The 12318-nt window shown below is 61.0% G+C and carries 9 protein-coding genes and 1 pseudogene; 9 read left to right on the top strand and 1 reads right to left on the bottom strand.

The features are described 5' to 3' along the window. The first annotated feature begins 1 nt into the window (after position 1). On the top strand, positions 2–394 hold the full coding sequence (locus BRAD3257_RS09005) for an IS66 family transposase (RefSeq protein ID WP_244607898.1): 393 nt from the start codon (positions 2–4) through the stop codon (positions 392–394). A 179-nt stretch (positions 395–573) separates the two neighbouring features. Here BRAD3257_RS09005 and BRAD3257_RS09010 read toward each other — a convergent pair. Then, positions 574–1759 (bottom strand): annotated as a pseudogene (locus BRAD3257_RS09010) (IS3 family transposase). A 417-nt stretch (positions 1760–2176) separates the two neighbouring features. On the opposite strand from BRAD3257_RS09010, the gene BRAD3257_RS09015 reads away from it, so the two are divergent. The 8 genes from BRAD3257_RS09015 to ltrA all read left to right on the top strand — a co-directional run bounded on the left by BRAD3257_RS09015 (position 2177) and on the right by ltrA (position 12151). Further along, complete coding sequence (locus BRAD3257_RS09015; protein ID WP_122401562.1) at positions 2177–3328, top strand: IS256 family transposase; 1152 nt, start codon at positions 2177–2179, stop codon at positions 3326–3328. Between the two features lie 64 nt (positions 3329–3392). After that, positions 3393–4139, top strand: a complete 747-nt coding sequence (locus BRAD3257_RS09020; protein WP_283809963.1) for an ABC transporter substrate-binding protein — start codon at positions 3393–3395, stop codon at positions 4137–4139. Positions 4140–4450: 311 nt separating this feature from the next. After that, on the top strand, positions 4451–5239 hold the full coding sequence (locus BRAD3257_RS09025) for a response regulator transcription factor (protein WP_122401564.1): 789 nt from the start codon (positions 4451–4453) through the stop codon (positions 5237–5239). Between the two features lie 958 nt (positions 5240–6197). Further along, positions 6198–7565: an efflux RND transporter periplasmic adaptor subunit gene (locus BRAD3257_RS09030; protein ID WP_160118783.1), complete on the top strand. Its 1368-nt coding sequence runs from the start codon at positions 6198–6200 to the stop codon at positions 7563–7565. 73 nt (positions 7566–7638) lie between these two features. Then, entirely contained in the window at positions 7639–8268 is a 630-nt protein-coding gene (locus BRAD3257_RS09035; RefSeq protein WP_244607899.1) for an ABC transporter ATP-binding protein, read from the top strand. Next, positions 8265–9488: an ABC transporter permease gene (locus BRAD3257_RS09040; RefSeq protein WP_122401566.1), complete on the top strand. Its 1224-nt coding sequence runs from the start codon at positions 8265–8267 to the stop codon at positions 9486–9488. Before BRAD3257_RS09035 ends, BRAD3257_RS09040 begins: the two co-directional genes overlap by 4 nt. A gap of 333 nt (positions 9489–9821) precedes the next feature. Continuing rightward, positions 9822–10337, top strand: a complete 516-nt coding sequence (locus tag BRAD3257_RS09045; RefSeq protein WP_160118784.1) for a dienelactone hydrolase family protein — start codon at positions 9822–9824, stop codon at positions 10335–10337. Between the two features lie 482 nt (positions 10338–10819). After that, complete coding sequence (ltrA, locus tag BRAD3257_RS09055; RefSeq protein ID WP_160118785.1) at positions 10820–12151, top strand: group II intron reverse transcriptase/maturase; 1332 nt, start codon at positions 10820–10822, stop codon at positions 12149–12151. The last annotated feature ends 167 nt before the right edge of the window (positions 12152–12318 follow it).

The raw sequence follows: 12318 nt of genomic DNA on the forward strand, positions 1-12318 counted from the left end.
CATGAGCAGCGCGACGCTTCGCGACGAGAATGAACGCCTGAAGGCGCTTTTAGCGCAAACGCAGGCAGCATTGAGCGAACATCAAGCGGCGCTGGCCACGTCGGAAGAAGCGCGGCGCCGGTTGGAGGTCATTCTCGGCGAACTACGCCGAGAGAAGTTCGGAGCGAAGTCCGAGAAGCTGCGGCCAGATCAATACCATTTACCGCTCGAAGACGTGGAGATCGCGCAAGGCGTCTTGGACGCGGCACAGGAGAAGGCTGCGGCGGTCATCAGGGGCCGATCGCGTGCTGGATCGGATCAGGACCGTCATCGCAATCGAAGCTGCTTGCCTGCCCATTTGCCGCGGGTGGAGCGGATCCTCGAGCCTGCGAGCACACTTTGCCAGCCTCAATAGGGTCACGGCTAAGCGCTTACGTCTTTTGACCCCCCACTGCGACATAAGGGTTCATTGTATTCGGTCGATCTTCGCAGTTTTATTGGCTACGGACGGCACGCGTCACACGTTCAACGAGGCTTGAATGAGGCGGCGTCAGGTTCTCACCGTTTTAAGTGTTTTGACCTGCCACTGAATTTTCATCCGGCAGCGGTTAGAGTCTCGGAGCTTTGTACGCCAAGTGGCGCGGTTGGAGCAACGGACGATCGGCGGAGCTGGTCGGGGTTGCGTAGCCGATCGTCCGTTGCGGTGAGGTGGGCGGCATAAGCCGCGGGGGTCATGTATTTCAGCGACGAGTGAGGCCGCTGAAGATTGTAGTCGGCAACCCAATTGGCGATCTTGGCGCGGCCATGGTCGAGATCGAAGAAGAGAGTCTCGTTGAGCAGCTCGTCACGCATCCGGCCGTTGAAACTCTCGAGAAGCCGTTCTGCATCGGCTTTCCCGGTGCAATGAAGTGCCAGTCGATAGCTGCGTCCCTGCACCAGGCGAGCATGGCATTGCAGGTGAACTCGGTGCCGTGGTCGGACACGATCATTCCTGGCTTGCCGCGTCGTTGGACGACGGCCGTCAGTTCGCGAGCGACGCGTCGTCCTGAGATCGACGTATCCGGAATGGCGCCCAGACATTCCTTGGTGACGTCGTCGACGATGTTGAGGATGCGGAAGCGCCGACCGTTGGCGAATTGGTCGTGGACGAAATCCAGCGACCAGCGCGCGTTGGGCATCGCCTCGACTAGGATCGGGGCACGGGTCCCCACGGCCTTGCGGCGAGCCCGCCGCTTGCGGACGGTGAGCCCTTCTTCCCGATAAAGCCGGTAGATCCGGTTGATCCCCGATGGCTCACCCTCCCGCCGCAGCAGCACGAACAGCCGGCGGTAGCCGAAACGCCGCCGCTCGTTGGCAAGGTCACGCAGCCGGCCACGGAGAGTCGCGTCCGGAGGACGGCTGGAGCGATAGCGGATCATCTTCCGATCCGCTCCGACAATCGAACAGGGCCGCCGCTCCGACAGGCTCATGACGGCCTGCAGATGCGCGACCGCAGCGCGCTTGGCGGCGGGCCCTACCATTTTTTTGAAAGAAGCTCGCGAAGGGCGGCGGCGTCGAGCATCTGCTCGGCTAGAAGCTTCTTCAGCTTCGCGTTCTCGTCCTCCAGCGCCCTCAGCCGCTTCGCCTCTGAAACGTCCATGCCGCCGAATTTGGCCTTCCAATTGTAGATCGTTGCTTCCGAGACCCCGTGCTTGCGAGCCAGGTCGGCCGTCTTTGCCCCAGCCTCATGCTCCTTCAACACTGCGATAATCTGCTCTTCCGTGAACCTTGCTCGCTTCATCTGTCCGTCCTTCTTCGGGCCGGACTCTAACTCCATCTGGAGGAAATACGCAGGGGCAGGTCAGTTTTCGCCGCCTATTCGGCTGCCACGCTAGCTCAATCTAAGAGCATTCCGAAGGTCGGAATTGTTGGCTCACTTAACCAACGTGCAATAGACGAGTTCAAGGGCGGGTTGCGCGACTTTGGCCTTATCGACGGCGATTCGGTACTAGTTGTTGGAAATCCAGCAAGCGCCGCTTCCCCGCAAGCAGTGTCAAGGACGGTCGTGTCCCGAGGAGTGGTGTAGCTGATTAGCAAAGCCGCTCGCGAAGCGCGCCCTCAATAGCGCCGTAGCGAGCGAGCGGCTTTGCGGGTGGTCACCGATGATTCGTCGGTAAGGTTTGGATTGCGACAGCCAACCTGATTCGAGGAACCACCGATGACCGACGACATGATGAACCTGCGCACGCTCGTAGAGAAGACCCCCGATGCAGATCTCTTGCGCGAGATGATCGGCTTTGCCGCCCACCGGCTGATGGAGCTGGAGGTCGAGGGCCTGACCGGGGCCGCGTACGGCGAGAAGAGCCAGGAACGGCAGGTCCAGCGCAACGGCTACCGCGACCGGAGCTGGGAGACCCGCGCCGGCACCGTCGAGCTGCGCATTCCCAAGCTGCGCAAAGGCTCCTACTTCCCGGGCTTCCTCGAGCCGCGGCGGATGGCCGAGAAGGCGCTCACCGCCGTGGTGCAGGGGGCGATGGGCATGAGCGGGATCTCCAAGAGCCAGGTGTCGCGGCTGTGCGGCGAGATCGACGACAAGGTGAAGGCCTTCCTCAACCGCCCGATCGAGGGCGACTGGCCCTATCTGTGGATCGACGCGACCTACGTGAAGGTGCGCCAGAACGGGCGCATCGTCTCGGTCGCGGTGATCATCGCGGTGGGAGTCAACAGCGATGGCCGCCGCGAGGTGCTCGGCATGGATATCGGTCCGTCAGAGGCCGAGACGTTCTGGACGGCGTTCCTGCGCAAGCTGGCGCGGCGGGGCCTGCGCGGCGTCAAGCTCGTCGTCTCCGACGCCCATGAGGGCATCAAGGCGACCGTCAGCAAGGTGCTCAACGCCTCTTGGCAACGCTGCCGCGTGCACTTCATGCGCAACGCGCTGGCGCATGCTGGCAAGAGCGGCCGGCGCGTCGTCTCCGCCTTCATCGCCACCGCCTTTGCCCAGGACGACGCCGAGGCAGCACGGGCGCAATGGCGGCGCATCGCCGACCAGCTCCGCCCCAAGCTGCCGAAGCTCGCCGCCTTCCTCGACGAGGCCGAGACCGACGTGCTGGCCTATATGAGCTTCCCGGCCGCGCACCGCGCCAAGCTGCACTCGACCAATCCGCTCGAACGGGTCAACGGCGAGATCAAGCGCCGAACCGAAGTGGTTGGCATCTTCCCGAATGAGGACGCCATCACTCGCCTGATCGGTGCCATCCTGCTCGAACAGAACGACGAGTGGACGGTTCAACGCGGCCGCTACATGACACTGGAAACCATCGCCCCGTTGGGCGATGATCCCGCCGTCAGCTTCCCGGCAATCGCCAGCTGACCGATCCGGCCCATGCCGGCGAACGTGGTGACCCGCACTCAGCTACACCACGCCACGGGACACGATCTCAAGGACCGTTTCTGATTTCATCTCACAAGGTATGAATGTGATCTTCGCCTCGGGAGCGGTCGCTGGTAAGGCTGCCAAGAGCGCGACTAGCACGATCCCCATTGTTTGCCTGACAGGCGATTTGGTCAAGGCGGGACTAGTTAAGAGCCTCGCAAGCCCGGGCGGTAATCTTACCGGGATTAGTATTTTGACAGCGGAGGCAAGTGCAAAGCGGTTGGAGTTACTGATTCAGATCGTTCCCACCCTTGAACGTGCGGCGGTGTTCTACAATTTTGACGATCTTACGGCTTCCCTTTCCGTAGAGCCGACCAAAGCCGCGGCAGCTAAGATGCAGGTCAGACTTCAGGTAATTGGAGTACACGGGCAGAGCGATTTCCCGAGCGCGCTTGCCGCGGCGGTGAACGCCAACGTGCAAGCGATCGCCCTAACGAGCAACCCTCTTTTTGATATAGCCGGGCAGCAGATAGCTGAGCTCGCACTACAGAACAAATTGGCGACGGTCAGTTTCGCGGACTCCTTTCCCGAAGTAGGTGGACTATTGTCTTATGGCCCGAGTATCTTTGCCGAATATCATCATGCTGCTCATTTTGCTGCTCGGATCATACGCGGGGCCAAACCAGCAGATCTTCCAGTCGAGCACACCACTATATATAAGCTTGGGATCAATCTGAAAACGGCAAGAGCGCTCAATCTGAAAGTACCAGAGATGTTGTTGGCGTCTGCCGACACGGTGATTGAGTAGCGCCATGTTACGGCACAATTTTGCCGCGGTGCAATTAACATCGCCAGCCGCACGCTACCTTCGCCCGATATCAAGCGGGATTCTCCATGGTGGGATTGCGGCTGAACAGTTCCGCGCACGGAACAAATCCGCGACAGACAGGCGCGCTAGCCGATAGGATGATTCGTGCTAAACTAAATCGAATTATGCCGTGGAAAATGGCGACGGAAATTCAATTTTCATTGGGTAGCGGCGCCGTGAACATCGTGACGCGATGGCCCCGGCGCAGGGCCGCGCAAGATGACACTCTCAACGTTGCCTAGGATGAATTCATGGTCAACGATCATACTTCTCGAACCAGCACACTCATCAATTTTGAAAGGGATCGCACGCTTGCTGCGAGGCGGTCGGGAAAAACCGAAGCCGTCCTTGTGATCGCCACACCAAACGAGATCACCGCAGCCGGAATGGAAACCGTATTGCATGCGTCCGGTTACCGTGTGGCGGCGCGCTGCTCATCCGAAAATGACCTCCTGCGTTCCCTGGATGCCTACCGCCCGGATATCATTATGCTGGCGGAAAACCTTGTCGGAGGGGACATCGCGAGAACGGTCTCACGACTCCGCGCCCGCAACTGCTCTGTAGCGATGATCTTCCTGCTGGATGAGCACGAGTCGCTTAGGGCCTCCGTTCTGCTTGACCTTGACGTGGAGGGGATTCTGTTGAGCGTGGCCTGCTCCACAAGCTTAATCGATTGTGTAAAGAGCGTGCATCACGGCCGAAAGTGGCTCGACCCCGCCCTGTTGCGCCATCTAGCGACGGCTGAACGGTCCCCTCAGATTGCGAGCAGTCTGACATTGCGCGAAGCCGATATCGTCCACCTCGTATCGCGAGGCTTGCGCAACAAGGAGATCGCCAGCAAGCTCCATTTGTCAGAAGGCACCGTGAAGATGCATTTGCATCATATCTATGCCAAACTTCGTATTGGAAGCAGAACGCAGTTGGCGATGTCGATGGCTGGAGCGTGGACGCCTGGATCGAATAGTGAAACGCGCCAGGGGGAGCCTACCGCTCTGGATTCCGCGACTGCGGCAAGGCTCCAACCAAAGACCTCGGCTTAGCTTCGAGGCCTGCGGGGCTGGCCTAACGCCGGGCCATTTCTTTCCAAGTCCACATGGACTTCGGGTGGCTCCTTTTTACGACGGAGCATCTCTTCCGCAAGCCGTTGATTAGGCGCGTCTGCGCCTCCGGCATTCCATGGCGGATCTACGGTATCTCCTATCGCTTAGCCTATATCGGTTGATTACTATCGAAGGAGACCTTCGATCCTATCCAAGCGCCAATAGACGCGCGGGCACTTCACTGTAACGTTTCGATGGTCCGCTACGTCGGTAGCCGGATCAAGCTTCGGTACGCCAGGCGTAATGGTCGGCTTCGGTATCACTCTCAGCAGGAGGCCATCATGTCACGAGCCACTTACCTGCCGCTACTTGCAGCGATTACTTCAGTCGCGCTTGCCTCAAGCGGGGCGCTCGCGGCCGGGAATAAGACCGGATTTAACACGACGACCACCAGCACCCAAGGCGGAAGCACCAACCCGTGCACCGCCGGCAGTCCCGGGTGCACCACTACGACGACCAGTGTGAACGGCGGCGGGAACAACCCCCAACCGCCGACATGCGATGGCCCGGCCGGGCAATGCAAGTAAATTCCACATAAGACGTGCTTAGTTAGCTATGGAGAAAAAGCCATGACAAAGCTGCCTGCTCTCCTGCTCGCGTCCGCGATTTCATTCGCGTTTGCCTCAAGCGCAGCGCTCGCGAATAGTACTAACGGGAACAAGAACGGATTTACGACCAGCACGAGCCAAGGCGGAAGCGGCAACACCTGCACCGCCGGCAGCCCGGGCTGCACCACTGTCACGGTGAACGGCGGTGGGAACAACGGGTCGTGTGATGGCCCCGCGGGGCAATGCAAGTAGTGCCGGAAACAACGTGATCTGGTTTGCGCTGTGGTCGAGGCATCAAGCCGCGGCCACAGCACTAGCTCAATTGGGCACCAGCGATGTGGAAAGCGTCGGTGGTTTTCATCGGTTTAATCGGGATCGGCCTCTCTGCCGCTATGCTGGCAGAAACGGAGACAAAGGAGCTATCGAAGTCTCAGCCGGCCCCGTATCGGCTCGCGGAGGTCAGTCGCGGGCGTGCCGTAACCAAGGTGCTGGCTGCGGGTACCATCCAGCCCGTCGTGAGCGTTGTCGTTGGTTCGCAGGTATCGGGCCAAGTGCAAGAGATCCTGGTCGACTACAACGATTCGATCAAAGAAGGGCAGCCGATTGCACGGCTCGATCCGCAGCTCTTTGTCACGCGTGTGGAACAAGCACGGGCCGAGGTCGATGTGGCGAGACAGGCCGTTCGGATCGCGATTGACGAGGTGGCGACTGCTGAGGCTGCCGGGAACAGCGCAGCGGCGGAGCGCAACAAGGCGGACGCGGAAGTCAAACGCGCCGAGGTCGTTGCGGACAACGCCTTGCGCCGATTCGAGCGCAAAGCTCAGCTGGTAAAGACCGGCTCAAGTTCGGTCAGCGATCTCGATGATGCTCGCACAGTCCATGAGGCAGCGGCTGCAGATGTGGAGTCGATCAAGGCACAGTTGGCGTCACAGCAAGCCCGTGCACAGGAGGCCGGTGCCAAACTTGGCGTGGCCCGCTCCCGCGTGACTCTCGGCGAAGCGCAGGTCCGGCGCAGCGAGGCGGCATTGCGGCAAGCCGAAGCCGATTTAGAACGCACCGTGATCCGTGCGCCGATGGACGGTGTGGTCATCGAACGAAGCGTTACGGCGGGCCAGACGGTCGCCGCCAGCTTTCAGGCGCCGACGCTGTTCACAATCGGTGATCTTGGCGCAGTCTCGATCGAGATCGCCATTGATGAGGCCGACATCGGCCAGATCGCTCTCGGCCAACCGGTCACGTTCTCAGTAGACGCATACCCAGACAAAGCCTTCGATGGCCGTGTTGTGCAAATTCGGAAAGCTCCGCACGCGCAAGACAACGTGGTGACATACACCGTCGTCGCATCCGCAAAGAACGAAGGCGGGCTGCTGTTTCCCGGGATGACCGCCAAGGCCGAGATCATTGCCGATGAGCGACCCGATGCGCTGCAGGTTCCCAGTGCTGCCCTCCGCTATCGGCCGCAAGGTATCGCCGAACCATCCGGATCACATGTTTGGGTATTTGATCGTGACAGCGTCCATCCCATCACCGTGCGAGTGGGGGTTAGCAGCGGCGGCTTGACCGAGATCGTTGGGCCTCTGCGAGAAGGGACGACGATCGTCGTCGACAAGCTCGTCCAGGAGGGCCACCGGGGTACTGTAGCGCAAACGCTCCGCCTGATGCTCGCGAGTTGGGCCGGATGGGTGCGTGCTGCGGTGGCCGAACGAGCCCCGTCTTAGGAGGCTAAGTGTGCCCGGGTACGTCATTGAAGGGGATAGGCTAAGCAAACACTACACCCTGGGGGGGCGCACCGTGACCGCTCTCGATGATGTCTCGCTGGTGGTCGAACCAGGGGACTACGTTGCCGTTACCGGTGCTTCGGGCTCCGGCAAGACGACTCTCATGAAAATCCTGGGCTGCCTGGAACGCCCCAGTAATGGAAAATATCGCCTCAGCGGCATCGATGTCGCGGGCCTGACTGCGGACCAAATGGCAGACGTCCGCAATCGCACCATCGGCTTTCTGTTCCAGTCCTTTCTGCTGCTGCCACAGAGCACGGCCGTTGAGAACGTCGAGATGCCGCTTGCCTATGCGGGGGTACCGCGGTCGGAACGACAATTGCGGGCGCGCGCTGCGCTGGCGAGCGTCGGACTGGCTGATCGCGAGGATCACCGTCCCGGGCGCTTATCCGGCGGGGAGCAGCAACGGGTGGCCCTCGCGCGGGCCGTCGTCAACCGCCCCAAACTCCTGCTCGCTGACGAGCCGACCGGAGCGCTCGACGGTGTCTCGGCGAGCGAGGTGATGCGCCTCTTCGCCGAACTGAACCACTCGGGTGTCACGATTGTGCTGGTGACTCATGACATGTCCATCGCGGCCCACGCCCAACGCGTGTTGCGCTTCAAGCTGGGGCGGTTGGAGGCGGAGGAGATGATTGCTCGATGAGGCTCGCGACAACACTGGTGCCAGCGGTACATGCGCTCAGGGTGCATCGACTTCGCACCGGACTGGCGCTGCTTGGCATCTGTTTCGGTGTTGCGGCGATAGTACTCATAGTCGTCCTAGGCTCGACCACCCGGGCGAAGCTCGACGCGGAGATCAGGGAACTCGGGGCTGACGTGCTTCTCGTGCTGCCTGGCCCAGCGCGAAGCAAGGGCGCCTGGAGCACCAAGGGCAAGCCGGCGGTGACCGAAGCGGACGGCGAGGCGATCGCACAGGAAATTTCGGGGCTCGCCGCAGTGGCTCCCGCCCTGCGCGGGTCGACGCAGGTGGTCGCCGGAAACCGCAATCAGTCCACCACGGTGCGCGGAGTTACGCCCGGAATGTTCGAGGCACGGCCGTGGCCGCTGACAACAGGGCGACCACTCGTCGAGGAGGATGTCCGGCGATCCGCCAAGGTGGCGCTGCTCGCGCATGGAATCGCGAGAACTCTGTTCGGCGATGAGGATCCGACCGGCCAAGTTGTCCGCATCAAGCAGATTCCGTTCGTTGTCGCTGGCGTTCTGGAGGAGAAGGGGCATAGTCTGGACGGCGATGATCTCGACAACCAGATCTTCATTCCCATAACGACCGCGCGTAAGCGTGTCTTGGGCTTCTTCCGGGGCCACCCGACAGCCGTTGGAGGGATCACGTTGCGAGTGGCCAACACGGCCGAAATGGAGCGTTTGAGCGGAGGTGTGCGCGCTCTATTGCGCGAACGTCACCGGATCAACGATCTTGACGACTTCGTTGTGCGTGATCTGGCGTCAGCGCAGCGCGCGCAATCACGATCGGCCTGGCTTACCACATTGATGCTCGCGGGAGCCGCTGCCGTATCACTTGTCGTTGGCGGCGTTGGAATCATGAACGTGATGCTGGTCTCGGTGAGTGAGCGCCGACAGGAGATCGGGTTGCGCATGGCAATTGGCGCGCGCCGTCGCGAGATCGGCTGCCAGTTCATGATCGAAGCCGGCTTGCTCGCACTTCTGGGGTCGGGAGTCGGCGTGGTGCTGGGAGTGTGCGGAGCGCTCCTTTTTGGAGCGGGGCCAGCAATCGAGCGTCCGGAAACGGGGCTGGTCATTCTATGCGCGGTAGGTGCGGCAACGCTCATCACCATCGTGTCCAGCCTCTATCCATCGCGAAAAGCAGCCCGCTTGGACCCTGCCGAGGCACTGACCCAAGGCTGACGCACGCTATATCCAATCGCGGTTAGATGACGGCGCCGATGCGACTCCTGGACCTTGACTGTTCCGGTGTGGCGGACTCAGACATATAGCGATAGGACCCCTCCGGGAAAATACAGTACCGATTTACAGTATCGCCCGGAGGCCGAATGCGGGAAGAACCTTTCTTCTCAATGCCTTCGGCCAATTCATCCTTTTCCCACAAGGGGAGAAGCCGCCCGTCGACGTTAACAGAGTGAGGCGGGTCTTAGCGCTGCTCCACCCTTGCGCCAAAGGGCATCGAAAGTATTTCGGTCAGCCGGCGCCCAGGCTTCTGCGTCCATAGGATCCCACCAGTTGACTTGGGCGCGGCGCCGGGCTGACGATGCTTATGCGGCGCTGGACTGGCTCATCGGGCAGAAGATCGCCGATCCCAAGCGGGTCTACGTCCTCGGCCGCAGCAACGGTGCGACCACGACCTTCATCATCATGAACCGGGCAATCGGCGACCTGCACGAGCACATGTTCGCGGGCGGCTTCGCGATGCAGCCGTCCTGTTATTTGATGAAGAACGTCGAGTTCTACGCCCCGGTTCGCCTCTACCTTGCTGAAAAGGACGAGGCCACCAGCCCCGTCCTCTGCCGCCAGATGGCAGAGAGCAAACGTTCGATCCCAGTGGAGACGGTACTGTGGAAGGGCGCGCACCACAGCTTCGAAGACCACGAGCCACTCCACATCTTCCATGGGTACCATATCGATAAAATGCCGCGGCTGCGGAAGGCACCATCAAGGCGATCATTGGTGCATGGATTGTGGTTCCTCCCTCTCAGGGGCACCGCATGCACCAATGTCCGGAACGGGTGTGCGCCGTGAAAAGGCGGCGCTTTCCAGTGGGTGCAAGTCCCACCCGGCAAACGCTCCAGCCGGAAGCAATCGGAGCAGTCATGGAGGTAACGAAGTGGCTGAAGCCTTCGATTAGCGTGTCACGAATTGGTGACAGCGCGAGTGTGCAGGCCGTAACGCGAGTGAACGCCGAGCAAGCCTCGAAAAGGACGATGCGCAGGCCGACCCGACGACCCTTTCGGGGAAGGCTGATACGGCTGGGGGATTGAGCGAAGTAGTACGCCCAGCCGCTGCGCCGGGGTAGTGGCGACAGCATGTACACAAGGAAAGCGTACGCAACACGGGAGGCCCTACGACGTGGTCAGGGATGATCAACCGGACGCCCGCGAGGGACAGGCCGGGCGCCGTGGGGATGCGGAGAGGTTCGTAATACCGCTGAAGCCGGGTAACGCCGGGGGAGGGAAGGGACCTCAGTTCAAGACGAACGCAAGACGTAGTGAGGGACCTGGGGATTGGGCAACCTATCAACTCCGAAGAGTGTTCAGAAACTGCAGACGGCGTTGCACGCGAAAGCGAAGGCAGAAGCCGGCTACCGCTTTTATGCCCTCTACGACAAGATCAGCCGGGAAGACATCTTGGCCCATGCCTATGCCCAATGCCGCTCCAACAAGGGCGCACCGGGGGTGGATGGTCAGGACTTCGCGGACATTGAAGCGTATGGGGTGCAGCGGTGGCTTGGCGAACTGGCGCTTGCGCTCAGGCAGGAGACGTATCGACCGGACCCTATCAGAAGAGTGTACATCCCGAAGGCCAATGGCAAACTCAGGCCATTGGGCATCTCAACCTTGCGCGATCGGGTCTGCATGACGGCAGCGATGCTGGTGCTGGAACCGATCTTCGAAGCCGACCTTCCACCCGAACAGTACGCGTACCGTCCTAGGCGAAATGCTCAACAGGCGGTGGTCGAGGTGGAAGGGCTGCTGTTCCGTGGTCACCCGGAAGTCGTCGACGCCGACCTCGCGGACTACTTCGGGAGCATTCCGCCTGCCGAACTTCTCAAGTCGGTGGCGCGCCGGATCGTGGATCGGCGCGTGCTGCATCTGATCAAGATGTGGCTGGAATGCCCTGTGGAAGAAACCGACGATCAAGGAAGGAAGACACGCACGACCGAAGCCCGGGACAACCGGCGCGGCATCCCGCAAGGTTCACCCATCTCGCCACTGCTGGCTAACCTGTACATGCGCCGGTTTGTGCTGGGATGGAAGATGCTCGGTCTCGAGCGAAGCCTCGGCACTCGCATCGTGACCTATGCCGACGATCTCGTGATCCTATGCCGGCGGGGCAAAGCCGAAGAGGCCTTGTCGCGACTGCACGAGATCATGGGCAAGCTGAAGCTGACGGTCAACGAGGACAAGACACGAATCTGCAAGGTGCCGGAAGAGGAGTTCGACTTCCTGGGATACTCGTTCGGACGGATGTACTCAGCGAGAACCGGCCAGGCGCGCCTGGGGTACCGGCCATCGAAGAAAAGCATCAAGCGTATGGTTGAGCAAATCCATGCGCTGACGGACCGAACGGGGACGTGGCAAGACACCACAGAGTTGGTGGCGAAGTTGAACCGCACGCTGCGCGGATGGGCGAACTACTTCAATGTAGGCACCGTCACCAAGGCGTATCGGGCGATCGACAACTACACCGCTGTGCGGTTGCGCCGGTGGTTGCGCATCAAACACAAGGTCAGGCGACGCAAGGGCGGGACCTATCCACTCTCGCACCTTTACGGGCACTTCGGGCTCGTACGTCTCACCGCACTTGGGCGCGACGTGCCGTGGGCGAAGGCGTGAGGCCTTGTCCGAGAGCCGGATGCGGAAGATCTGCCTGTCCGGTTCGACGAGCGGGATGTGGAAACGGAGTCACGGCTACACCACTAAGGCACCGCCAGACGAAAGGGGCGGCAACAGATATGTGCAGCCTAAAGCCACCGCGCCACATCTCGACTCCACCAAAACGG

The sequence above is a fragment of the Bradyrhizobium vignae genome (assembly GCF_900324035.1).
GTDB classification, from domain to species: domain Bacteria; phylum Pseudomonadota; class Alphaproteobacteria; order Rhizobiales; family Xanthobacteraceae; genus Bradyrhizobium; species Bradyrhizobium vignae.

Excerpts from the sequence above, each read along its gene's own strand:
- BRAD3257_RS09005 (WP_244607898.1), top strand. The coding sequence starts at position 2 with ATGAGCAGCGCGACGCTTCGCGACGAGAATGAACGCCTGAAGGCGCTT.
- BRAD3257_RS09015 (WP_122401562.1), top strand. The coding sequence starts at position 2,177 with ATGACCGACGACATGATGAACCTGCGCACGCTCGTAGAGAAGACCCCC.
- BRAD3257_RS09025 (WP_122401564.1), top strand. The coding sequence starts at position 4,451 with ATGGTCAACGATCATACTTCTCGAACCAGCACACTCATCAATTTTGAA.
- BRAD3257_RS09040 (WP_122401566.1), top strand. The coding sequence starts at position 8,265 with ATGAGGCTCGCGACAACACTGGTGCCAGCGGTACATGCGCTCAGGGTG.